We start from the raw sequence: 24,023 nt of genomic DNA, 5'->3' as shown, positions 1-24,023 counted from the left end.
TCGATCTCAATGATTTTTATGTAATGGGTTTCATAGATAAGGAAGTGAAATAGAGGAAATCGAATCGATGCCGTTTTTTTGTAAGGGGTTTCATTTGGATAATGTCATTCTAGTCCGAGGCCTCGTGGATGTCAATCGCTGTCAGTAAAATTTTTTAGGAATGTCCCTTGCCGCGCGCTCTCCGTACCCGCTCCTGCCGATGAGCAGGGGGAGCCGGGGGGCGCTCATCCCCCCTTGCGGACGGCGGCCGTCGATTGGCGCACGACCAGCTCGGGCAGGACCGAAAGCAGCTTCGGCACCTTTTTCTTCCCGATCATCCGATGCAGCGTCTCGGCGGCGAGGCGGCCGATCTCGGCGGCCTTGAGCGATACGGTCGTCAGCTCCGGGATGCTGTTGGCAGCGAACTGGATGTCGTCGTAGCCGATGATCGACAGCTCCTCGGGCACGCGCACGCCGGCGCGGCTCGCCGCCTTGAGCGCTCCGATCGCAACCAGATCGTTCAGGCAAAAGATCGCGGTCGGACGCGGGTTCATGGCGAGCAGCCGGGAGGTGAACTCCACGCCAGCCTCGACCGAAAAACCGTCCTGCAGCATCCACTCCTTGCGCGGCTGCAGGCCATGCTCCCTCATCGCAGAGCGGAAGCCCTGCAGCCGCTGCTGCGTATTGCTCATCGCCGAATAGCCGCCGACGGCGGCGATGTCGCGATGCCCGAGCTCGAGGAGATGCTGCGTCGCCAGCACGGCGCCGAGCTTCTGGTCGGTGGCGACGCGGTTCAGCCCGACCTGCGGCAGGCTTCCGTTGAGCAGCAGGAACGGAACGCGCCGCGCCGCTTCCTCCACTTCGCGAATCATTTGGGGATCCGGTCGCGACAGATCGATGCGCCCGCCGAGCATGACGATGCCGTCGACCTGCTTCTCCATCAGCAGGCTGATATATTGGGACTCCCGCTCGTACTGATTGAGAGTCTCCTCGTTGGTCGAGAACGTGTCGCACAAAAAGTACGTATACCCCATCTTCCGCGCCTCGCGGTCGAAGCCCGCCAGCACCTCCGGAAAGAAGGGATTGGTGATGTCCGGCAAAATGAAGCCGATCATGCCGGTCTCCTTGCGGATCAGACTGCGGGCCAGAGCATTCGGCTGGAACTGGTATTTCTCAATCAGCGCGCTGATGCGCTCTCTCGTTTCCTTTTTGACCGGCGCCGTGTTGTTCAGCACCCGCGAAACGGTCGCTACCGAGACGTTGGCCTCTCTGGCGATATCATAGACGGTGACCGTCTTCATTGGCGGACTTCTCCCTTTCCTTCAACCCAATTTGAAATCGGTTGCATTATCGTAGCATCGTCAGCCCTTGCGTGCAAGCTCTTTCCCGGCTGCTTCTGCTCTTTTCCCTTTAGAGAAAAAAGCGGCACGCGCCAGAAAGGCGCGTGCCGCTTCGATGCTCCATCGTTTATGCAAGGCTCAATTCGCTTCTACGATCTGCCATTGCTGATTCGCGCCGTTGTTGTCCGTCCAGCCGATGACGTTCGCGCCGTCAACGAGCGAGCCGGATGAGACGTCGATCACTTTGCCCGTGGCCCGATTTGTCAGCTTGAAAAATCCGCCGCCAGCGTCGATCAGCTGCCAGTGCTGGCTGGTCCAGCCGCCATCGGTCCACTGCTCCAGCGCGGTGCCGTCCGCCGAAGCGCCGCCCGTCGGCCCGAGCAGCAGGCCGCCGTTCTGGTTCTGCAGCTTGTAATAGCCGCTGCCGGCGTCGATGAGCCGCCAGCGCTGGCTGCCCAGGTTGCCGTCGGCCCGCTGCTCCGCGTCGGCGCCTGTCGCGGTCGAGCTTTCTTTGATGTTCAGCAGCTTGCCGCTCTTGCGGTTCACCAGCTCATAATTGACGTTGGAGTTGACCGAAAACGGCACGCCCGCGACCGTGCCTGCCGCCGCGTCGATGTTCAGCTTCGGATACCAGCTCATCGACAGCGTGGTCGAGGATGGGAAGCTTAGCGGCAGCCACACATACTTGGAGTCGTTGACCGGACTGCTCCAGGCCCCCGCCCAGCGGTCGCCCAGATAGAGATAGGACGTTCCGGAAGAACCTTCGACCGGAACGACATGGGTCGATTGGGAGCCGAAGGTCGTCGAGTCGCCGAGATTCGCCAGTGCGCTCCAGGAGCCGCTGATGCTGGACGCTGTCGCGTACTTCGCCTGATTGGGGCTCCAGCCGGTCGCTCCGGAAGTGATCAGGAAGTAGGTCGAGCCGCGCTTAAACATAGCCGGCGCCTCGCGGTACGATCCCGGCCACAGCGTCTGCACGAGCGATTCCACGCCGAGGAAGTCCGGCGTCAGGCGATAGATGTTCAGATCCGCGTTGACCCGGGTCGCGGAGATCAGATACGCGGTCCCGTTGTCGTTGAACACCGTCATGTCCCGGGAATCGTAGCCGAGCGGGCGAAAGCTGCCGTGATACGTGTACGGCCCCTCGATGGAAGAGGAGGAAGCGACCGCTACGCGAGCTTCTCCATAATCGACTCCGTTTTCCTTATGCGCCCACAGGACGTACTTCGAGGTCGCCGCGTTGTAGATGATTTTCGGACGCTCGATATTTGCGGTCGCCAGCTCCGCGGCGGACGACTTGGACAAAATATTTGCTCTGAACTCCCAGTTTTTGAGATCGGTCGAGCGATAGAGCGAGACATAGTTCGTTCCGTCCCGATTCTCCCCCGCCCAGTAGTAGTAGGCACCTACCTTGATCATGCCGCCGCCATGAGCGTGGACGACTCCGCCGCTCGTATTCTTGAAGGCGATGCCGTTCGTGACGCCCACGACAGCCGCTTCCCCTGTACTGCCCAGCGGCATGAACCCGATCGTCGCCGAGATCAGCAGCATCAGCGCGAGCAAAACGATCCTCTTTCCTCCAGTCATCATTTCATTCCTCCTCTTTATTTAGATGAGTCTAGAGACGGGGCGATATTCCCCTTGGAACACGGCGGTTCTTCACCTCCTCCCCCACGACTGTAAGCGCATACAGTCGATTGTTCCAGTATACAATTCTGTCTTTTATGAACAAACGCGGCTTTCCACCCTGCCGGTGCTGATCGTCTACCCGTTCCTGCAAAAGTACCTCTACAAAGGCGTCCTGATCGGATCGATCAAAGGCTGATCTCCGTTCCGGGCTGCCGCTTCGCGAACGCAAGCCTCCGCCTCGGCATCCCGCAGCAGCAGCTGCGTATGTCGAGGCTTTCCGGCGTTTACCGCGGGCAGGCCCTCGGCGCAGACCGCGCGGCTCGAGTTGACTATGAAAGCGTTTAAGGGTATCTTTTCTAGCAAATGGATTGCGAACGACCAAACGAGACCAAGGGGTGGGGAGATGAACGAACGGAATCTCGTCGTCATGGAGGTCCCGCCGATCCCCCACTATGTGGCGATCGGCCGGGCGACGCTGCAGCCGGGCGAGCAGCATCCGAGCCGCCGCCATCTCGGCTTGTTCGACCTGCTGTGGGTCGTCAAGGGAACGCTCTATATCGGCGAGGACGATCGGGAGTGGGAGGTTTCTTCGGGCCAGACGCTGCTGCTCCTGCCGGACCGATTCCATTATGCGGTCAAGCCGTGCGCGGAGGAGACCGTCTTCTACTGGATCCACTTCGACTATGCCGGAGCGGCCGTCCAGGCGGAGACGGCTTCCAGTCCCTATCATTCGGCGCGGAACGCCTGGGAAAACCGGTATTCGATCCGGATGCGGCAATATTCGACGTCCGTCGACTTGTCGATGGCCGAGCGGCATCTGAACCAGCTGCTCGCCTATTCCGGCGAGCTCCGGCATGAGGCGTTCTGGAACGAGCAGCAGCTGTTCATGGAGCTGCTCAAGCTGCTTGAGGAGCGGTTCAGCGGCAAAAAGAGCTCGCCGATCGTGCGGCTCGCCGAGCAGACGGAGGCGTATCTGCGGCAGCACTACCAATCGCCGCTGACCAACGAATCGCTCGCGGAGGCGCTGCACTACCATCCGAACTATGTCATCCGGTGCATGAAGGAGATCTACCATTGCACGCCGATGGAATATTTGCATGACTACCGCATGGAGCAGGCCAAGCTGCTGCTGCTGAAGACCGACTGGCCCATCGCCAAAATCGCGGAGCAGGTCGGCTTCCAGTTCGCGCCGTATTTCTCCAGCTGCTTCAAGCAGTTCGCGAACGTCTCGCCGCTCAAGTTCCGGAAGCAGTTTACTTCGTGAGAAGAGGAGACAGGACGTCGGCTGCCGTATTGCATAGAAGCTTCGTTTGCCACGTAGCGTGCTTTATCGGCCATTTTTTGCTTTCAAATGGACGACGGATGCGAAATCCTCTATCCGGCACTCCCCATTTTCAATGATAAGCGTCGTAATTGAGCATTCAGGAATCAGCTCGCTTTGCTTGGATACAAAATGAGGATGCCATAGCTCGAGATCGTTTTGGGGGAGAAAGTGAACGGAAAAATCCGTCATGATTCCCCCGTGAGTGACGACTACGATATGACTTCCCGGCGGACTCTGTTCTGACAACGTAGATAATGCCGATGCTAAACGCGCGCCCGCCTCCTTTGCCGAATCGCCGGCTTCTGGCCTGTAGTCCGGCTCATTAGTACAGCGGTTCCACATTTCTATGAACTGTTCGAAAGTCTGGCCGGGGGCATCGCCCCAATTCACCCGCTCGCGCAAACGATTATCCTCCGCCAATTTAGCGCCTGTCATCGAGGCGATATGCTGTGCGGTTTGTTTTGCTCTTTGCAGAGGACTTGTTCTTACGGCGTCAATTGGAAATCGACTTAAATGCACCGCCGTCAATTGGGCCTGCTCGATCCCTTCAGAGGTCAAGCCGACATCGCCCATCGCTTTTTCCTTGACTGCATGCCGAACAAGAAAAAAAGTCGTCTTCATCGTCAGAATTTCCTCCATTCCCATTATCTATTTCGATATTAATCTAATTAGATGGACATGTAAATACATTTCGAGATCCGCTGGCTTCTTGCTAGACGGCTTTCGGCCGGGATCGCGGGGCTAGCTCATGGCTTCGGATCTGTGCATCTTATACTATTGGTACTCCATCGATGACATCCTTGGAGAAGCCTTAGTTTTCACTCTATCTTCCATCCATCCCAATCCCTTCTGGTATACAGTGGGTCTGTTAAAATCCCCAGACTACTTGAAAGGAGAATGCGATCATGGTTTATAGATGCAGGATCGAGCTCAATGAAATCACCCCGAAGATCTGACGGGAGTTTCAATTTCATCCGGACGTGACGTTTCATCAGCTTCACAAGATCATTCAAACGTTCATGGGATGGGAAAACTACCATTTTTAACATCGCGTCAGTGTATGCCGAGATCAAGTGAACGACGATGAAACGGCCGAATGGTTCGACGAAATCAAGGAGCGCCTCGAAGCCGTTGTTTCGAAAACAGCAGGAATCGGCTGGGGCATTCATGACAACTTGGCCGAACTGTATGCTCAATTACGATGGATTTAGGCGAAGGACTTATGCGCGGCAGGAAGAATGGAGAGTTGGAATCCATTGAAGTGAAGTTGATTATTCTCGAGCCATCATGAACAGAAAACAGCCGCCCTCCGCGCCTAGAGAGAGCAGGCCGCTGCGCTTCAACCGTGCTGCGGCGCATCCGCCCAAGCCTAAAGAGCGCCGGGAGAATCTCCCGGCGCTTCTGTTTCAATCTAGCCTACCGCTATCGCAACCGTAGAGGCAGGAATCCCTTCGGCCATCGCAGTCAAGACGATCTCCCCGGACTCGCCATCAGCCCGTACGACGGCCATGGCCCGGCCTTCATAGGCTTTGCGTCGATGGCCGACATACATCTCTTCGCTGACGGGATTGCTGTTGCCGACAGCGATCAGCGTACCGGCTCCGCACGCGGTGAAATAAATATCGTCGGCTGCGTCATGCACGACATTCCCCGATGCATCGACCACTTCGACCGTGATATAAGACAGATCGCCGAATTCGGCTTTCAAGCGGCTTCGATCCGGAGTCAGGCGGATGGCGGCAGGCGCCCCTGCGGTTCGGAGCGCGGCGCGGGAAGCCTCGCTTCCTCCCCGATAGCCTACGGCCAGCAGCTCTCCGGCTTCGTAATGCAGCTCGAATGCCGCCTTGTACTTGTTCGGCTTGCCGGCTCCCTGCCGGCCTAGCGATGTTCCATTGAGGAACAATTCGATCTCTTCATCCGTGCTGTACACTTCCACAACGGTCGGCTTCCCCTCGTAGCCGGGCCAAGTCCAGGACGGGACCACATCCGGCCAAGACCAGCCCCACAGGACAGGATTTTTCCCGTAGTGTTCCGGCTTGTACACCGCGATATAGGGAGCCTTCGCGATTTCCCAGACACAGTCGCGATAATATGACTGCGGCCTCTTGAAGCCGCAGATGTCGATATCGCCGCAGTAGGCCACATGCCATGGATAGCGGATGACTTCCTTTTCGCCGCCGTATCGGACCGCTCCGACTCCGGCTTCACCGAGATAGTCCAAGCTGGTCCAATAAAAATCGCCGATGACATTCGGATGCTCGTCCGCCGTCATCCAGTACTCCAGCGAATCCATCAGGTAGTTCTCCGTACTGCAGATGACTCGATCCGGGTATTTGACCGAATCGCTCTTGTAGCGCTTCTGCTCATAGTTGTAGCCTACGACATCGAGCGGCTCCGCATAGCTCTCGGTCGTCTCGCCCCAGTAGTCGAACCCTTCGGGGATCGCCGAGGGATCGATGCCGATCGGGGAGAAGCGCAGGGAAGCGACCCAGCAAATGCCGTTCGTTACGGCTCGGGTATCGTCAAGCGAGCGGACATAGTCGGCCAGCTTTCGGGCGTAGGCGTAGCCGTCCGAGCGGCCGTCCCTCTCGCCGATCTCGTTGCCTGTCGACCACAGGATGATGCTGGGATGATTGCGGTCGCGAAGCACCATCGCGGCCAGATCCCGCTCCCACCAGTCGGCAAAATGCAGATGGTAGTCGTTGGTCACCTTGCTTTCCCGCCAGACATCGAACGCTTCGTCCATCACCAGCATGCCTAGACGGTCGCAAGCATCCAGAAAGCTTGGCGACGGCGGATTGTGGGCGCATCGTACGGCATTGTAGCCGATCGCCTTCAGCAATTCGATCTTTCGTTCTTCGGCACGGCCGTAAGCGGCCGCCCCCAGCAATCCGGTATCATGATGGACGTTGCCGCCCTTGAGCTTCGTCGGCACGCCGTTGAGCCGGAACCCCTGCCGGGCATCGAAGGAAATGGAACGGATCCCGATGCTTGTCTCCGCGAGATCCACGACCTTGCCTTCCAGCAAGACCTCGCTTTTCAATGTGTAGAGATAGGGATCCTCCACCGACCACAACCGGGCCGGCTCAACGACAAGCGTCTGACTGGCCTCGATCGCAGACTTGCCTGGAATCTGCACCTCGACCTCGTGAGAGGCTACGGCAGATCCGGCAGCATCGAGCAGCGTCGAGCGTACGATGGCCGCAGCGGCTGCTTCGCCGCTATTTTCGACTTCGGTTCTGACCGCTGTCGTCGAAGACTCGGCAGAGACCTCCTGAGCGGCTGCGAATACGCCCCATGGCTTGATATGAACCTGCTCGCCGACCATCAGCCATACAGGGCGGTAGATTCCGGAGCCGCTGTACCAGCGCGTATTGGGGATCGCGCTGTTGTTGACATGGACGTCGATCGTATTGTCCTTCCCGTACATCAGATACGGAGACAAGTCGCAGTGGAACGTGGTGTAGCCGTACGGCTGCTGCGCGACGATATGACTGTTGATGCGGACCGTGGCGTTCATGTATACGCCCTCGAACTCCAGCATCACCTTTTTGCCTCTCCACTCCTCTGGAACGAACAAAATCTTCTGATATTCGCCTACGCCGCCAGGGAAATATCCGTTTCCGATGCCGGCAGGCGTATCGGGATCCCGTTTCTGCAAGATGCTGAAATCATGCGGCAGATCAACGATGCCGGAAGGCAGCTGCGAAGATTTGAAGGTCCATTGCCGGTTCAAGTCCTGTTTGATCATAAGGTTCGATTACCTCGCTTAAGCGGATGGGATGGATGAATAGATTTCAATAGCGGCAAGCTGCGGCTGCCATCTGGATTCCGTGATCTTCAATCGAATATGCCGCGAGGCGACGGGATGGAACCGGCAGATGCGCTTATGCCCGACGACCGTGCCCTCGAACAACGGCTTCCAGTGCTCCCCATCCTTGTATTCGAGCTCGAAACGCTCGATGCGCTGGGTATATCGATACTCCTGCAGCACCACGTGGCTGAAGGTCTGCTCGCGTTGGAGGTCGAGCTCGACAACCGCTTGCTCCGTGCCTTCCTCTGGCGCCCAGAACGTATCCCGGTTCCCGTCCAGCAGCCTGCCCGCATCGAAGCCTGCCGACGACTCCGTTGCAGCTGCCGAAGCGCCGATGGCCAGATTCGTCCGGAATGTCTCGCGCAGCTTGTCTCCGAGCTCTTGCAGACGTGCGACATCATTCTCATGAATGAGTCCCCGTCGATCCGGCGGGAGATTCAGCAGGAAGGTCGCATTGCCGCCGACCGATCCATAATAGACCTGCAGCAGCTCATCGAGAGATTTCACCTGATCGTCCTCGAAGTCGTGATAGAACCAGCCGGGGCGAATCGATGTGTTCACCTCAGCCGGGTACCACACGAGCTCGCGTTCATGCTGAATGACGGCACGGCTGCCTAGATCGTTCTCGTCCGACTGGTAGCGCCTTGCGAACTCCCGGTCATCGGCCTGCTGCGACTTCTCCTGGATTTTCTCATTATCTCGGAGAGAGGCCGGTACGACGCTCCATTCCGAGGTCCGGCAATGCCCTGCCTCATTGCCGCACCAGCGGATATCCGGCCCGCAGACCGATATCGCGGCATTCGGCTGCAGCTCGCGAATCCGTGCATAGTAGGCATCCCAATCGTACTGCTGACGCTTGCCGTTGGGCCCTTCCCCGCAGGCGCCGTCGAACCATACGCAGAATATGTCCCCGTAATTCGAAAGCAGCTCGGTCAGCTGGTTGAGCATATGCTCGTTATAGCGGGGCGAGTCACCGTAGGTCGGTTCATGCCGGTCCCACGGAGACAGATAGACGCCGAATTTAATGCCGGCTCTGCGGCAAGCCTCCGAAACCTCCTTGACCATGTCGCCCGTTCCGTTTTTCCAAGGGCTGTTTTTGACGGAGTGCTCGGTATAGCGGCTAGGCCACAGGCAGAAGCCATCATGATGCTTGCAGGTCAGGATCAGTCCTTTCATGCCGGCAGACGTGCAGGCCGCCACCCATTGGTCCGCGTCGAACTCGACCGGATTGAAGATGGACGGGTCCTCGTCCCCCATCCCCCATTCCTTGCCTGTATACGTATTGACCGTAAAGTGGATGAATGCGTAGAACTCCAATTCCTGCACGGCCAGCTGGCGTTCGGACGGCCGAATCTGGGCGGCGTATCGGATCAGCTCCTTCGTCATTGTGCTGTCCTCCATTTCCATTAGTCATTCTTGGCGTTGTCGATCGTGAGCACGACCCGCTTCTGTCCACGAAACACGGCAATTGTGAACGTCTCGCCTTCTCGGACCGCTTCATAGCTTTCGAGCAGATCGTTCACGGTGTCCACCTTGCTTCCGTTCAGGTCAAGGACAACGTCTGCGATCTGAAAGCCTCGTTCATTTTGCCAGCTCCCCCATGGTATCGTCTCGATCAGGACGCCTGTCTCATCGGGTAGGCCGGAAGCGGAAACTTCGCCGAGGCCGACAATGTTTTTCACCTTGCAATGGCCCCAGAGCGAATGCTGGTGGAGACGCCCCGACTCGCCCGTCCTCTCCCCGATCTGCGGCAGTCTTGGCGTTTTGGCTCTTTTCCTCAGCCGGGGACTGCGGACACCGAACGCGTCCATCGGGAAGTTCTTGAAGCCGAGCGCCAGCGCCGGCGATCCGTCACGGACACGATAGTCGCCGATATCCGGATCGATGAACTGCGCATCTGCCGCCAGCGATCGGTGATCGCGCCCGCTCATTTCTTGGAGCTCGTCTGCCGGCGACGGCTGGGCGCCAGGAACATGAAGCAGATTGTCATTGCATTCTGTCCCCCACGGCTGCGGCACCCGGATCGGCACATACGCCGTAAACACAATGTTGCGCCGGATGATGTCTCTGCTGCCCTTGAACCATACATGCGGATGAAGCGAATTATTGACGATTATATTGTTCTCGCACCGGCGGTAGAAGCCTTCCCTCAGCTTGATCCCGCCTGCCAGACACAGATTGTTGTAGATGGCATACCAGCTTGATCCGTCATCCAGATCGATATCCCAGCCGTAATCGCAGCGCCACCGGTTATGGCGGATGACGATGGGCCGTACGATATCGAGTACGGGAAGCGGATCGTCCGGCTCGCCTGGATTCTCATTCAAGGAATCCATATCCATATCCTCGAGCAGCCAATACCTGTCCCTGCCCCATGAATTGAAGGAACCGTGGTCTCCCGTTTCCAGCACGGTATCGAACACGTCGCAGTTTTCGATCAGATGCCCGCCGAACGTGCCTTCCGAAATATTGATGCCGGCCCGCGGCACATCGTATATGCTGCAGCTGCGGATCGTAATGTCCATCGCCATCGATAGCTGAACGGGAGCCGATTGCTTCTCCACTCGCCCTACACGAGTGATCAGACAATCCTCGACAAGGCACGAGCCGGGATAATTTTCCGATTTCGGACCTGGCATCCGGTCGATCTCCGACAGCTTCTGCCGCTCTCCATATTCGAACAGCGGGCTTCTTACGCTGTCCGGCCGCCCTACGAATGCGATCCCGTTGGATCCGATCTCCTCCAGGTGACAGCCTGTGATGCGGACATGGCGATTGCGGCCATCCACGAATACGGCATTCCCGCCAAGGTTCCTGAAGCTGCAATCCGCAATCGAGCAATGCTCCGTATCGCGCAGCAGTACCGCTCCGCCTCGATATACGGTCCAATCGCTGCGCAGAAGAGGCTCGCGGTTTTCCATGAACGTACGGGAAGTCATCTCGAACGCAAAGCCTTTGAGCGCAAGATGCTGCGCGCTTGTCCCGGGCGTGCCTATGATCTCGACGAGATGAGGCAGATGAGCGCCTCTCGTTTCCGCGGTCAGCAGATCTGTGCCTGGATAGGGGAAGACGTACAAGAGGCCGGCTTTGTCGTCGTAGTACCACTCTCCGGGCGCATCAAGCTCTTCCACGATATTCTCGACGTAAAGGAATTCGCTGTGCATGCCCAGCTGCCGGTTGTTCTGCCACCCGCCCTCCAGCTCAAGCACATCATCCTGGGTCTTGCCGGCAATCCGGTACCAGTAGTCGCCCCATAGATGGCTGTGCATGGCATGGACATAGCCGCCTTCCGGATTGCGCCATCGGGCCGCCCGTTCCGGACGGATGCTGTCGGCCGCATAGCCGTTCATGATGCGGATCTCTTCGTCATAATTCGGGTAGCGGGCCATATGGTAGAGCCGGCCATCGATGTAGAGCTGATCCAGCACCAGTCCCTCTGGCGCGCGCGCTTGCATGATGCCGTCGCGATAAGGCTTCCAATCCAGTTGCAGAACCTTGGAGCCCGTAATGACCGCCGGATCGTCTCCGATGGATTCGTACAGGACCGGCGAGGACTCTGATCCCGAGTCCTCCGGTCCGAACCGAAGCGGCTCCGTCAAGTCATACATGCCTCCATGGACCTTCACGCGTACCGGTGTTCCAGCGGCGATGATTTCCCTGGCGGCGCGCATCGCGCGCCCGATCGAAGCATAGGGCTGCTCCGCCGTGCCCCTGGCATGGTCGTTGCCGTCGGTTGAAACGTACAGGCATTTCTCGTCGAGCATCCCTACCGATCCCCTTTGTCTCTGTTCTTCCCGATGTCCCTAATGGTCCAGCTCTATGGCCATGCAATTGGCATACGGGGTCGGAAGATGCTCCGGCAGCGATACGATCAGAGCGCCGTAAGCCTGTTGGAACGGCACGTCTCCGACGCCGAGCAGCCGCACCTTCTTCACTTTATGCTGCGGGGTCAGCGACCGGATCACGGCGAGACCGTCGCTCGGAGCGCGCATCTGGAACGCATAGACCGTATTGCCTTTTTGCGTGAAACGGAAATCCGAGCTGTTCCATTCCACCTTGTCTTCCTTGAAATGATCGATCACCACGCTGGAGGTCCCTTCGCCCGACACGCGGAACGGACGCGTGCCGTAGACGCCTTCCGAGCACACAGCGAACCATTGGGCCATTTCCTTCAGGATGTGCGTGCACTCGTCGTCGATCGTGCCATCGGGCTTCTGGGGAATATTCAGCAGCAGATTGCCGTTTTTGGAAATGATATCAATGAGAATTTCGATGACATGTCCCGGCTGCTTGTATACGGTTTTCACGTTGTAGAACCAGTCGCCGACGCAGGTATCCGTTTGCCAAGGCTCAGGCTTGATTCCCTGCTCCTGACTCCGTTCGATATCCATCACGCCTACGGAGTAGACTTCTTTCCTACGATCCTTCTGGTTGTACACCGCCTTGTTCCGACCGCCGTTAAGCGAAGCGCTCGTATTGTACAGATGCGCGACTGCATGCAGGCCTGCTTCAACGTCGGCGTTGTCCAGTCCGTTCTCCGACGACTTGCCCCACGAATTGATGAACGGCAAGGCCCCGTCCGAGTACAGCAGATCCGGCTGGTACAAGTCGATCACTTCTTTCATCACGTCGAACCAGCGCTGATGCCACCAGGCGTTGGAGGTGTACCACGGATCCAGATCGTACTGCTTTTTGTCTGGATCGTAATGCTCCCGATTCGGCAAGTACAGATCCTCGAATTGCGGATCATTGCCGTCATACGGAACGCCTTTGAACGGTCCTTCCTTGTCGTGCCCTTTATTCCACTGATGCCAGCTGAACGTCGCCCCGAGATGCTCCGTCACTCCGAACGGCAGGCCTCTCTTCGAAGCCGCTTCCTTCCACAGGCCGACGATATCCTTCTTGGGACCCATTTGGACCGAATTCCACTTATGGATCTTCGAATCGTAATTGAAAAAGTTGTCGTGATGCATCGCTTGCGCAACAAAATATTTCGCTCCCGCCTGCTCGAACAAGTCCATCAGCCCTTCGGGATCGAACTTCTCGGCTTTCCAGAGCTGCACGAGATCCTTGTAGCCGAATGTAGACGGGTGACCGTAATGCCGGATGTGGTACCGGTATTGATCCGATCCTTCATAATACATGTTGCGGGCATACCAATCGCCGAACATGGGAACCGATTGCGCTCCCCAATGCGACCAGATGCCGAGCTTGGCATCCCGGAACCATTCCGGGCATTCAAATGTCCGAAGCGATTCAAACGTCGGTTCAAACGGGCCCTTGGCAATTTCCTTGTTCACCATTCCGTCACAGCTCCTTTGCTTCTTTTCTAGTTGCCCTCTATTCGGTCATACGCTTTCTGATAGATGTCCAGATAGCTTGGGAGATTCAATCCATCGAAGCCCTTCACATATCCATCCCATTCGCTATCCGTCAGACGCTTGGATCCCGTAATGAATTGCGCCATATTCGAGTTGATATAATCGACCAGCTGCGGTTTGATCCTATTCACCTGCTTGGCGTCGGACACCTCCAGGAAGACGGCAGGCGGATAGATTTCTTTCGGCTGCTTGTTCTCGTAGTTGTTCGCGGTCTCCAGGAACAACCGGTACTCGAAGCCTTGCTCCGACAACGGATCGCTCGGGGCAACCCACGACTCCCTGATTTCGCGCGTGCGCCGGGTAATGCCCATCTGGTCCCAATGATCGTTCAACGTTGAGCCGATCTCGAAAAATGCCGGCGTAAGCTTGTACTTCGCCTGTTCGCCGTGGACATTTTTTTCTCCGGGCTGCGCCTTCTCCCAATAATTCCCCTCTAGGCCATACTCATTTGCGATTGCAAACTCCTCGGAGTACATATAATCGGCCATTTTGATCGCGGCGATCTGCTGCGCTTCCGTAGCCTTGTTCGTGATCGCAAAGGCGCCGTTGCCGTATCCCTTGTAGTATCCTGCATACGCGACACCGTTCGGGCCGGCAAGCGGGGCCAACGACACATAGTCTTTATGGCGCGTCTGTCCCTCGTAGACATTGAACGCCATCCCGATGTGACCCATCGATACCGCTCCGATTACATTGTCCCCTTCCTTGTTGGCGACTTGCATGACGGCATCGTTGTTTTGCGTGAACGCTTCCTTGTCGATCAGATTCTCGCTGTACAGCTTGTTCACATATTCCAGACCTTGCCTCCACTCGGGCTGGTTTGCGGCGAGGCTTACCTTGCCGTCTTTCATCGTGAAGAAGGTGTTGTCGTCGTCGTACACAAACGAGTTCATAAGGAAATGAGAAGGAATGCCGTGCCAAGTATTGTAGGCCCCCGTGAGCGGAATCTCGTCTGCTTTTCCGTTTCCGTTCGGATCCTGCGTCTTGAACGCCTTGAGAACTTGGTAGAACTCTTCTGTCGTTTTCGGAATTTCGAGGCCGAGCTCGTCCAGCCACGCTTTGTTGATCCACATTTTCTGGGAATACCAGCAATGGAAGCAATCATTGATGCTCGGCAGCGAGTAGATGTTGCCGTCCGGAGCTGTAATCGCCGCCTTCAGATCCGGGTCTTCTTCGAATGCCCGCTTGATCTCGTTGCCGTACTTATCGATCAGGTCGTTGAGCGGAAGCAGGACTCCTTGCTGGCCATAATCGATCTGTTCCGCCTGGGTGAAGTCGCCGGACAGAAACACGGACGGATAATCGCCGCTGGCCAGGAGCAGCTTCTTCTTGTCGGCCGCGCTGGCGCTAGGCGCCGCTTCGAACTTGAATTTGATATGGACCTTTTCTTCGATCAGCTTCGTTATCGTATTCGTATTGATATCTTCTATGCGGGGATTTACGGATATGAAGGTATCCAAGGTAACCGGTCCGTTGCCGGCGCTATCGCCAGAAACGTTATTGCCCGCGTTGTTGCTGCTGCATGCGCTCATCGCCAGGACAAGCAGCAGCGCGATGCTCGTGACGAGCCCAATTCTACTTCTCTTTTTCAGAATGACTCCTCCTTTGATTGGCGTACGAAAAGCCTTGAAGAATAAACGACGAAGACCTGAACCTGCTGCCTGACTTCGAAGCCCGACCTCGAAGCCTCACCTCCCTTCGAAATCTCCCTCGAGGATCAGCCCTTGACCGATCCGATCATGATTCCCTGCACGAAATATTTCTGCACGAATGGATAAATGCATAGGATCGGTACGGTGGCAACGACGATAAGCGAGAATTTCAACAGATCCCGCAGCCCCTGCCTTGCGGCAAACTGATTGGCGTCCACAAGCGAGCCGGCATCGACCGAATTGAGGATCAGGATGTTTCGAAGGATGATTTGAAGCGGAAACAGTTCAGGCGACTTCAGATAGATCAAAGCATCGAAATAGGCATTCCACGTCCCGACAGCGTGGAACAGCACCAATACGGCGATGATCGCTTTCGAGAGCGGAAGAACGACTCTCCACAAGAAGCCGATGTCCGAGCATCCGTCAAGCTCGGCAGCCTCGCCAAGCTCCTTGGGGATGGTGGACTGGAAAAACGTGCGGGCAATGATGACCTGGAAAACGGCAATCGCACCGGGCAGGATCATCGCCAATGGAGAATCGAGAATGCCCAATGATTTGACCGTCAGATACGTCGGAATCAGGCCGCCGTTGAACAGCATCGTAAAAACGAGAAGCATCATGATCAGATTGCGGCCGATGAACGTGGACCTCGACAGCGGATAGGCTAATGCAACCGTCAGCACGACATTGGCCAGCACTCCAAAAAAGGTATATAGAATCGAGTTCTTATATCCCGTCAGGATCATGGGGTTGCTGAAGATGACTTTGTAGCCTTCCAGGCTGAAGTCGACCGGCCACAACCATACCCTGCCGCTGACGACCGCTTCGGACGAGCTGAAGGAGGAGCTTACAATAAAGATGAGCGGGTAAATGACCGTCGCCAGGACAAGGATGAGAAAGGCATAGATGAAGGCCAGAAAGATCCGGTCGCCAAGCGACTCTCGGATGGCATGGGTACGACTCATTCGAATTCCTCCTCTACCATAGGCTGCTGTCAGAGATGCGCTTAGCAATTGAATTGACCGTAATCAGCAAAATCAGGTTGATCACGGAGTTGAACAGATCCACAGCGGCGGAAAAGCTGAAATTCGCGCCGAGCAGACCGGTTTTATAGACATAGGTCGAGATGACCTCGGACGTGCTTACATTAAGCGGGTTCTGCATCAGATAGATTTTCTCGAATCCGACATTCATGATCTGTCCCACGCTCAGGATCAGCAAAATAATGGCAGCGGGCGCGATGCCTGGGAGATCAACATTCCGAATCTTCTGAAATCTAGAGGCGCCGTCAACCTTGGCGGCTTCATAGAGCTCTGGATTGATTCCGGCCAAGGCGGCTAAATAGACGACGGCGCCGTACCCGATGCTCTGCCAGACGTTCGAAAAGACGAAAATGCTTTTAAAATAGCCTGGAACCCCCATGAAGTTGATCGATTCGAAGCCGAGTGCCTGGACGATCTGATCGACAAACCCGAGACGGGGAGAAAGGAAGATGATCAGCATCGACACCATGACGACGGTCGAAATAAAAAACGGCGCAAACGTCACCAATTGAACGGTTTTCTTGAACCTCATGCTCCTGACTTCATTTAGCGCAAGCGCCAGAAGAATTGGAGCAGGGAATCCGATGAGAAGCGAATAGAGGCTGATCCCCATCGTGTTCTTGATGAGGAGCCAGAAATTCGGCGACTTAAAGAAAGCTTCGAAATGAGACAAGCCGACAAAATCGCTTCCCGTAATCCCCTTCACAATGCTGAAATCGCGAAATGCGATCTGCGCCCCGTACATGGGGATGTACTTGAAAATAATGAAATAGACCAGCGGTGCAAGTACAAGAAGGTACAGCTGCCAATGCCTTTTGATTCCTTTCCAGAGACGTCTTGCAGCCAGCGCTTTACTTTCTTTTTGAACGTCGTGCAAAGCCTTTACTGTCCCGGTTGTTCCCATCTCTGTGACCACACCCCTCTCATCGTGAAGCGGAATTGTTCGTCTGGCTCCACGTTAGCGAATCATCCCGAGGACCGTCAACGAACAGAAATCACTTGCGGCACAGAATTCTAAAAGCGCTTCCCAGCTGCGTTCTGGAGCCGTATCGCTCAATATTCACATGCCGATTACTATTCGCCGATTGAAAAAAGCCTTGATCCAGAAGGGTTTCTGGGTCAAGGCCTTTGCTAACGCTCATTTTTGCCGATAGGAGTCATACGCGTTCTGATGAAGCTCGAGGTAACGATCCAGCTTTAATTTTTCCAGCCCTTCTACGTAGTCATCCCAATCGGCATCGGCATTCTTTACGCCTGTGATGAATTGAACCATATTGAACCGGATGTAATCGTTGATCGGAATTCTGAGCCTTGCGGCTTCTTGAGCTTCCGCCATCTCCATGAAGATGTAATCGGGATAGACCTCAGCCGGCTCCTTGCCCTCGTACTTGTTCTGTGTCTCCTGATAAAGCCGGTGTTCGTAGCCTACAATGGAGTAAGGATCCTGCGACACGGCCCATGATTCGCGCAAGTTTCGATCGCGATAGAGCAGGCCCATCTGAGCCCAAATCTCGTTCTGCGTATCCGATTGGGCAAACTCTGGCGCGAGCCAGTATTTCGCAGGACGTCCATGCTCATCGAATTCGCCTGGCTTTCCTTTTCGCCACCATAGATCCTCCATCCCCCATTCATTGCGTACCGTGGCCTCTTCCGTCAGAAGAAAGTCAGCCAGCCGCATCGCGGCTGCCGCTTCGGTTTCCGTTGCTTTGTCAGTAATCGCAAAGGTCGATCGGTCAAATGAACTGAAAAATCCGGCTGCTTGGTAGCCGGCAGGACCGATCAAGGGGGGCACCGCTTCGTATTCGCTCTGCCTGATATTGTTGCCGTTATTGTACGCCATCCGGATATGTCCGACCGTGATGGCGCCAAGGACATTATCCTGACGGGTCGCTTTTTCGATCACTCCGTCGATGGACTGCGTGAATACTTGCGGATCGATCAGACCCTCGCTGTACAATTTATGGATATAGGCAAGCCCGTCTCTCCATTGCGGCTGTACGGCGGCTAAGCCGACATGGCCGTTCTCGATATAGAAGTAGTTCCTATCCGTATTGTAGATGAAGGCGCTCATCAAAAATCCTGTAATCTCCGAATGCCAGCTGTTCACCGCCCCGCTTAACGGAATTTCGTCATGAAGTCCGTTTCCGTTCGGATCATCTCGTTTGAAGGCTTGGAGCACCTGATACAGCTCATCCGTTGTTTTCGGCATGGGCAGGTCCAGCCGCTCCAGCCACGATGTATTGATCCATAATTTCTGAGCGTACCAGCAATGAAAGCATTCATTGATGGCGGGAAGCGCGTATAGGTTTCCGTCCGGAGCGGTCAGCGACTGTCGCAGATCGGGCCGTTGCTGAAAAATCTCATGAAGACGATCGCCGTAGCGGTCGATAAGCGCATTCAGGGGACGAAGGATGCCGCGCTTGCCGTAACGGACTTGCTCATCCGTCGTAAGGCTGCCGCTGAGGAGGATCGGAGGGTAATCGCCGCTGGCGAACAGGATGTCTTCCGCTTCGTCCAAAGCGCTCGTACTCGTCGTCACGAAGTTGAACTTAATGCCGAGCTTCTGTTCCACATACGAGGTGAACCGGTTCTTCTCCAGCTCTTCCTTCGTCGATTCAGACGCGACAAATACCTCAAGCTCTATCCGGCTGTCGGCGATCGGAAATTCGCCGGGACCGTATATGGCCTGTTCCGCGCCTTCGTGGTCGGCCCGATCGGCTCGCGGACTCAAATAGAGAAACAAGGCCGCTATGACAAGCAGCCCAACGATGATCGCCAGGGCAACAGGGCGAGCTGTTTTCATCATCCACCTCCCGGAAGGTTAGGGCTGCCTTCTGGCACTGTCATTCTGCTCATGGTGCGAACGGCTGCGGTAGTCCTGCGGCGAGACGCCTTCCACTTTCCGGAACACGCGGCGGAATGTAGCTGCATTGGGGTACCCGACCTTCTCCCCAACCTCTTGGACCGAATCCTGATTTTGGAGAAGCAGCTCTTTGGCTATGCCGATCCTGATGGACATCAAAGAATCAAGAAAATTCTCGCCAAACGACTCTTTGAACAGCCGGCTCAAATATTTCGCGGAGATGGAAAATTTCTCGCTCAAATAATCGAGCGACAGATCCGGGTTCGCATACTCTCTTTCGATATACTCCTTCACGTCCTGCAGCATGTGATAATGGTGGCGGGATTCCCGAACCTCCTGCAATTTCTTGACGCTTGCATCCAACGTGACGTATAGCGCCTCGCTCATTTCATCCAACGTATCGAACGACTCCATTTTTTGGCGCGCTTCCTCCAGCGCCTGTCGAATCATCTGATATTCCTCTCTCGAACTGCTCGAGAGATGGAGCTCCAAGTGGGCCAGCATGTAGTTCATGAGCTTGACGATCTCGGCCTTGGTGGGCTTGTCTGCGCGAATATCGTCAAAGAATGTTCGGAAAAGCTTCCTCCATCCTTCGTCTGCCTGGCGGAAAGCGGTGGAAATCTCATGAATCGTACGGAGATGTTCATGTGCATCCTTCTGCTGCTGATTCTGGGCATCTGTGTAGCGGATGATGCGGTTCGTACCCAGCACAGCCTTGAAGTGAAGCAGCGAACAGGCCTCCTCATAGGATAATCGCACCTTTTCGAGGCTGGATGAAGAACGGCCGACGCCGATCGTTACCGTGAACTTGAGATTTTTGGCGACCCAGTCGATGATCGATTCATAGATGGGAGTCAAGTCCTGCTGCTCATCCACGAACAGAATGCCGGTCAAATGGGTCGGGGATGTCCATTCCAGCCACACCGCCATCCCCCGCTGCTGCACCATCTCGTTGACGACGCTGCTGATGACGAACTTGAACAACGAACGATCTCGGCCGCTGTAGGTGAAGAACGTCTGCTCCGGGTTGTCGACCTCGATGACAACAGCCTTCAGGGCATGGTAGGTCGGCAAGCTCAATCCCTCGAACGGCGACGCCTCGGCGGCGTCCCGCTGCTCATGATCCCCGTAGATCATGATGCTGAACGCGTTTTTGCGTTTCAGAACAGCCGCCTTGCTGAACTCCCTTTCCGCCAGCTTCGACTGGGCGGCAAAGTTGTTGATGGCAGATTCGATAAAGGCGAACTCATCTGCTGCCAGGCTGACGGCTGAACCGCCGCTCGAGAACAGCGTATGGTTCAATTTGACGACGAGCTCCTCGAGCGGTTTGTAGTTCGCGCGAGTAATGTAGATGATGAGCACCAGCCCGCATATAAAAACAAGCACGCCGACAGCGAACCAAACGCTTGAGAATGCGGACGTCGAGCTGGCCAGCAGCCCGCTGTTCATCCCGCTCTCAATGCTCCATCCGGTATAAGAGGACTTGAGGCTTGCCATCACCTTCCGGGCCTGCTGCAGGTTGTCGGCATAAATCGGGTTGCCTTGGCGATCGAATATATTCACGAACGTACTGGATTCATTGTAGAGCGAGGACACCGTAGCTCGAAAAGAAGAAATGTCGATATTGATGACAAATAGCCCCTGCGTCCCGGAATTGACCGGCACTTCATGCACGACGCTGATCACTTGCCTCGGGTTCTGGAACGAGAACTCCTGATAGCGGCGAATATTCGTCCAATTGGGCCTTGCAGACATGCCGCTCATCGAACGAGCAAACTCACGGTCCTCAAACTGATCGAGCTTGTTCTGCATGCTGCCTGAAAATATGGTTCCGTCGCTATAGCGATACAGGTAAAAAGAATCGATCAGCGACACTTCTTGCTTAAGCTCGTTCACGCGTTTAAGCACTTCATAACTCAGCACGACATTGCTGCTGTCGGATTCCTCGTAGTAGCTTGCCAGCAGCTTATTGTTCAGAAGCTCCCGAATGACCATGTGGTCGACCGTCTTCAACGAAACCTCAACCGATTGCAGCAATTGCGCCGCGAATACTTCATTGGATTCCTTTGCATTTTTACGGTTTTGCTCCACCATCGCCTGCAGGAAGAAAAAAGCGAGAAAGGAAAAAACGACTAAAAAAAGCGGAATATAGGACCAGATCATCTTTCGAAGCCATATTTTATTCATGAGCTTCTCCCCTACTCGGCTTCCGTCAGCAAGGCGCATCAGCGCCGGATGCAATCAGTCCTGGAGCTTGATCGGCCGGTTCGTCGATGCAGACAGGCTAGCTGCCGTCGCTGCTTGCTGAGACCGCCACGCATCGCTATAGGTGGAAAGGATGCCGGAAGCGTCTCCGGTCCGCAGGGCATGGATGAAAGCCTTGTTTTCCAGTTCGTAGGGATTCGAGCGGCTCGCATATTCCGTCGTCCTCCCGGCCGCGAATTCCTTCAATCCTGTCCCGCTCACCTCCAGAACGCCCGTGTCCGTGTACACATGGAGTCCCGCCGTATGTCCCATCGGCAGCATGCATGTATTGGAAATGGTCGCGACGGCGCCGCTTTTCATCTTCAGCGTCACGGTTCCAACATCCGGCACCTCCACCCCGTCTTCCTTCGTATGCATGAAGCGTCCTGCGAATGCGGCGTACACCTCATCGACATCTCCGAGCAAGTAACGCAGCAGGTCTACGATATGAGTCGTCTGCTCGACGAACTGACCGCCCGAGCCTTCCTGTTTGCGCCACCAGTATACGCCAGGCATATTTCCCATCATATAGCCGATGGCCATGCCGACGGTCCGATCTTCCAGCAGCTGCTGCGCTCTGGCCGTTCCGTCCATATAACGGAAATGGTATCCGACCGAGGTGAGAAGCTTCTTCTCCTCCACGGCCTTCCTGATACGCGTCGGCGTTTCGAGGTCGGCGGCCAGCGGCTTCTCCACGAAAAATGGAATATCGCGTTGCACGAGAGACTCTTCAATATGAGCGTGCGCAAAAGGCGGTACGCAGACATAGGCCGCATCCAGCCTGCGGTCATCCAGCATCTCCGTCACGGAGCCGTACCCTCTTGCGTTGGGATAGTCGCGGGCCATGCTTTCCGCTTTTTGTTGCGAGGAGCCGCATATCGCGCTAATCTCCACGCCGTCCATGGCAGACAGCAGATCGGCATGCATCTTGCCGAATCCTCCTGTTCCGAACAGCCCGATTTTGATCGTCATCTTCAGATTCCCCCTGGTCTTTAAGTATACACGATAAGAACCTGTTTGAGTGTAAGCGTATTCAAACAGGGTTGAAACGATCCTCCAATTTCACATAAATTATAAATCAGTTCTGGACAGCCGCAAATAGAAACATACAACAGCGATGAGCTCAACTTCTTCTGTTCCCCTCATTCGGTCGGCAAATACACCAGCCCGGACGAGCATGATGTTCAACGCGAATCGGGCGTAAAGGATTTCAGCCTCTTTAAAAAGGTGACCAGGACGACTCCTCTTGCTTATATCACGAAATGCCGGATTTTGAAAAGCAAACAAATGCTGCTGAGCCATCCTGCTCGCCCCATTCATCAAGTCGCGATTTCATCCGGCTATCCTACGGCCAGTTACTTCAATAAGGTCTTCATGGAGATGGAAGGCATCACGCCAAGCGATTTCCGAAAGAAATATGGATATGAAGGCGGGGCCAGCTGACGGCGCTCGCAGCCGCCCGCATGGCTCATGCCGCAAGCGCAGCAAAAAGCCGCCCTCTGCGCTTAAAGCAGGAGAGCGGCCTTTTGATCCGGCCATGCGAGCCGGCCTTTATTTCTTCGCCTTGTAAAACTCATGATACAGCTTCATGAGCGCCCGTTTCTCGATCCGCGACACATAGCTGCGGCTGATGCCGAGCTCCTTGGCGATCTCGCGCTGCGTGCGCTCCTCTCCGCCGTGCTCCAGCCCGAAGCGGGCGATCACCACTTCCTTTTCCCGCTCGTCGAGAATGTCGAGGTTTTTGTAGATCTTCGACTTCTCGATCTTCAGCTGCACCTTCTCCACGACGTCGTCATGCTCCGAGCCGAGGATGTCGATCAGCGTGATCTCGTTGCCTTCCTTGTCCGTGCCGATCGGATCATGCAGGGAGACATCCTTGCGCGTCTTTTTGAGCGACCTTAAGTGCATGAGGATCTCGATTCTAATGTCATTAGTGTTCATGATTTTTTTAGCATTTATCTCATCTATACGCTCTTGAATTAGAACTGATCTAGGTGCTTCTCAACTTTCCTTGCCCACTCAGGCAGCACAGCAGCTCGATAAATAACACGTTTTTGGTCGGCCTCCATAACGATCTTGCCATCTGACTCACTATTGTCGATCAGAACTAAATAATCGATAAGATCAAGATGAGCAAGTAAATTCTCTACGGAGGTATGGTGCCGCCTTATGATATCTTCGGATGGGATATGATGACCGCCGTTTTTCACCCGGGCGGCAACCCTTTCGATATTCAATCGATAATCACCTAATCCAACATAGAACATGACAACCTCAAAGCCTTTACTCTTCGCTTCACGCATTTGACGAATGACGTTACCGCCTGCCAAAGTCGTCTCGATTGAAAAATCCCGTTTGTTACGAATACAATCTCTTACTATCTTAATTGCTTCTTTTCCGGCACTTACTTTGTAACGCTCGGGTTGTTCCGCATCAATCGCGCGAGCCAGTGCATCTGCATCAATGTTTATACTAACACCAATACGATCCACAATAAGATTGCGAATTGTACTTTTGCCACTGCCGTTGTTTCCAGCGAACACAAACATTGTTGCAAGTGGGCTATTCATTGTGGAGCTCCGAATCCTCGATACGTTCTATTTCCCCATTGCTATACTCCCTAACCATATGACCATCGCTTGTCTTATACACAATGTATGTGCCATAAGCTTTTGCATCTAATTTCGCTCGATCGCCTGTAAGTTTAATGTATTTATTTATGTCCTGCATCCGGTTCACATGAATCACCGCCTG

General features: G+C 55.3%; 16 protein-coding genes and 2 pseudogenes. 3 read left to right on the top strand and 15 right to left on the bottom strand.

Going from position 1 to position 24,023, the window contains the following annotated elements:
- Positions 1-224: 224 nt before the first annotated feature.
- The gene (locus H582_RS0104825) at positions 225-1,280 is read right to left on the bottom strand and encodes a LacI family DNA-binding transcriptional regulator (protein WP_028597621.1); all 1,056 of its coding nucleotides are present in this window, start codon (positions 1,278-1,280) and stop codon (positions 225-227) included.
- 177 nt (positions 1,281-1,457) lie between these two features.
- A complete protein-coding gene (locus tag H582_RS0104820; RefSeq protein WP_028597620.1) occupies positions 1,458-2,909 on the bottom strand; it encodes an RICIN domain-containing protein in 1,452 nt (483 codons plus the stop codon).
- A 442-nt stretch (positions 2,910-3,351) separates the two neighbouring features.
- Here H582_RS0104820 and H582_RS0104815 point away from each other — a divergent pair, with 442 nt between their 5' ends.
- Entirely contained in the window at positions 3,352-4,212 is an 861-nt protein-coding gene (locus H582_RS0104815; RefSeq protein ID WP_028597619.1) for a helix-turn-helix transcriptional regulator, read from the top strand.
- Between the two features lie 63 nt (positions 4,213-4,275).
- Here the strand turns inward: H582_RS0104815 and H582_RS0104810 are convergent, their stop codons facing one another.
- Positions 4,276-4,893: a histidine phosphatase family protein gene (locus tag H582_RS0104810; RefSeq protein WP_028597618.1), complete on the bottom strand. Its 618-nt coding sequence runs from the start codon at positions 4,891-4,893 to the stop codon at positions 4,276-4,278.
- A 347-nt stretch (positions 4,894-5,240) separates the two neighbouring features.
- Here H582_RS0104810 and H582_RS32715 point away from each other — a divergent pair.
- Positions 5,241-5,318, top strand: a pseudogene (locus tag H582_RS32715) (IS1096 element passenger TnpR family protein); the annotation flags it as partial.
- 365 nt (positions 5,319-5,683) lie between these two features.
- Here the strand turns inward: H582_RS32715 and H582_RS0104805 are convergent.
- The 10 genes from H582_RS0104805 to H582_RS0104760 form a co-directional block, all read right to left on the bottom strand.
- A complete protein-coding gene (locus H582_RS0104805; protein WP_028597617.1) occupies positions 5,684-8,023 on the bottom strand; it encodes a glycoside hydrolase family 2 TIM barrel-domain containing protein in 2,340 nt (779 codons plus the stop codon).
- Between the two features lie 18 nt (positions 8,024-8,041).
- Positions 8,042-9,472 carry an alpha-L-fucosidase gene (locus tag H582_RS0104800; RefSeq protein WP_043110913.1) on the bottom strand — a complete coding sequence of 477 codons (1,431 nt, stop codon included), beginning with the start codon at positions 9,470-9,472 and terminating at the stop codon, positions 8,042-8,044.
- Positions 9,473-9,492: 20 nt separating this feature from the next.
- Complete coding sequence (locus tag H582_RS26015; RefSeq protein ID WP_052332968.1) at positions 9,493-11,850, bottom strand: hypothetical protein; 2,358 nt, start codon at positions 11,848-11,850, stop codon at positions 9,493-9,495.
- 39 nt (positions 11,851-11,889) lie between these two features.
- Positions 11,890-13,389 carry an alpha-L-fucosidase gene (locus H582_RS0104790; protein WP_028597615.1) on the bottom strand — a complete coding sequence of 500 codons (1,500 nt, stop codon included), beginning with the start codon at positions 13,387-13,389 and terminating at the stop codon, positions 11,890-11,892.
- A gap of 26 nt (positions 13,390-13,415) precedes the next feature.
- A complete protein-coding gene (locus H582_RS0104785) occupies positions 13,416-14,999 on the bottom strand; it encodes an ABC transporter substrate-binding protein (RefSeq protein ID WP_052332967.1) in 1,584 nt (527 codons plus the stop codon).
- 185 nt (positions 15,000-15,184) lie between these two features.
- On the bottom strand, positions 15,185-16,084 hold the full coding sequence (locus H582_RS0104780) for a carbohydrate ABC transporter permease (RefSeq protein ID WP_028597613.1): 900 nt from the start codon (positions 16,082-16,084) through the stop codon (positions 15,185-15,187).
- 13 nt (positions 16,085-16,097) lie between these two features.
- Positions 16,098-17,066, bottom strand: coding sequence for an ABC transporter permease (locus H582_RS0104775; protein WP_043110911.1), 969 nt, complete (start codon positions 17,064-17,066; stop codon positions 16,098-16,100).
- A gap of 234 nt (positions 17,067-17,300) precedes the next feature.
- Positions 17,301-18,968: an extracellular solute-binding protein gene (locus tag H582_RS0104770; RefSeq protein ID WP_052332966.1), complete on the bottom strand. Its 1,668-nt coding sequence runs from the start codon at positions 18,966-18,968 to the stop codon at positions 17,301-17,303.
- Positions 18,969-18,983: 15 nt separating this feature from the next.
- Positions 18,984-21,212 (bottom strand): helix-turn-helix domain-containing protein, encoded by a 2,229-nt coding sequence (locus H582_RS0104765; protein WP_028597610.1) that lies wholly within the window; start codon positions 21,210-21,212, stop codon positions 18,984-18,986.
- Positions 21,213-21,266: 54 nt separating this feature from the next.
- Positions 21,267-22,241 (bottom strand): Gfo/Idh/MocA family protein, encoded by a 975-nt coding sequence (locus H582_RS0104760; protein ID WP_028597609.1) that lies wholly within the window; start codon positions 22,239-22,241, stop codon positions 21,267-21,269.
- 255 nt (positions 22,242-22,496) lie between these two features.
- Here H582_RS0104760 and H582_RS32710 point away from each other — a divergent pair, with 255 nt between their 5' ends.
- Positions 22,497-22,712, top strand: coding sequence for a helix-turn-helix domain-containing protein (locus H582_RS32710; protein ID WP_255309588.1), 216 nt, complete (start codon positions 22,497-22,499; stop codon positions 22,710-22,712).
- A 108-nt stretch (positions 22,713-22,820) separates the two neighbouring features.
- Here the strand turns inward: H582_RS32710 and H582_RS26010 are convergent.
- A pseudogene (locus tag H582_RS26010) lies at positions 22,821-23,195 on the bottom strand (sigma-70 family RNA polymerase sigma factor); the annotation flags it as partial.
- Positions 23,196-23,248: 53 nt separating this feature from the next.
- The gene (locus H582_RS0104750) at positions 23,249-23,839 is read right to left on the bottom strand and encodes an ATPase (RefSeq protein WP_028597608.1); all 591 of its coding nucleotides are present in this window, start codon (positions 23,837-23,839) and stop codon (positions 23,249-23,251) included.
- Positions 23,840-24,023: the final 184 nt, after the last annotated feature.

Source organism: Paenibacillus pasadenensis DSM 19293 (assembly GCF_000422485.1).
Lineage (GTDB): Bacteria > Bacillota > Bacilli > Paenibacillales > Paenibacillaceae > Paenibacillus_O > Paenibacillus_O pasadenensis.
The sequence above is the reverse complement of the archived record's forward strand: the minus strand, read 5'-3'. Positions and strand labels throughout refer to the sequence as shown.

Bases quoted from the DNA above. Each gene is read 5' to 3' on its own strand.
- H582_RS0104825 (WP_028597621.1), bottom strand. From the start codon at position 1,280: ATGAAGACGGTCACCGTCTATGATATCGCCAGAGAGGCCAACGTCTCG.
- H582_RS0104820 (WP_028597620.1), bottom strand. From the start codon at position 2,909: ATGATGACTGGAGGAAAGAGGATCGTTTTGCTCGCGCTGATGCTGCTG.
- H582_RS0104815 (WP_028597619.1), top strand. From the start codon at position 3,352: ATGAACGAACGGAATCTCGTCGTCATGGAGGTCCCGCCGATCCCCCAC.
- H582_RS0104810 (WP_028597618.1), bottom strand. From the start codon at position 4,893: ATGAAGACGACTTTTTTTCTTGTTCGGCATGCAGTCAAGGAAAAAGCG.
- H582_RS0104805 (WP_028597617.1), bottom strand. From the start codon at position 8,023: ATGATCAAACAGGACTTGAACCGGCAATGGACCTTCAAATCTTCGCAG.
- H582_RS0104800 (WP_043110913.1), bottom strand. From the start codon at position 9,472: ATGACGAAGGAGCTGATCCGATACGCCGCCCAGATTCGGCCGTCCGAA.
- H582_RS26015 (WP_052332968.1), bottom strand. From the start codon at position 11,850: ATGCTCGACGAGAAATGCCTGTACGTTTCAACCGACGGCAACGACCAT.
- H582_RS0104790 (WP_028597615.1), bottom strand. From the start codon at position 13,389: ATGGTGAACAAGGAAATTGCCAAGGGCCCGTTTGAACCGACGTTTGAA.
- H582_RS0104785 (WP_052332967.1), bottom strand. From the start codon at position 14,999: ATGAGCGCATGCAGCAGCAACAACGCGGGCAATAACGTTTCTGGCGAT.
- H582_RS0104780 (WP_028597613.1), bottom strand. From the start codon at position 16,084: ATGAGTCGTACCCATGCCATCCGAGAGTCGCTTGGCGACCGGATCTTT.
- H582_RS0104775 (WP_043110911.1), bottom strand. From the start codon at position 17,066: ATGGGAACAACCGGGACAGTAAAGGCTTTGCACGACGTTCAAAAAGAA.
- H582_RS0104770 (WP_052332966.1), bottom strand. From the start codon at position 18,968: ATGATGAAAACAGCTCGCCCTGTTGCCCTGGCGATCATCGTTGGGCTG.
- H582_RS0104765 (WP_028597610.1), bottom strand. From the start codon at position 21,212: ATGAATAAAATATGGCTTCGAAAGATGATCTGGTCCTATATTCCGCTT.
- H582_RS0104760 (WP_028597609.1), bottom strand. From the start codon at position 22,241: ATGACGATCAAAATCGGGCTGTTCGGAACAGGAGGATTCGGCAAGATG.
- H582_RS0104750 (WP_028597608.1), bottom strand. From the start codon at position 23,839: ATGAATAGCCCACTTGCAACAATGTTTGTGTTCGCTGGAAACAACGGC.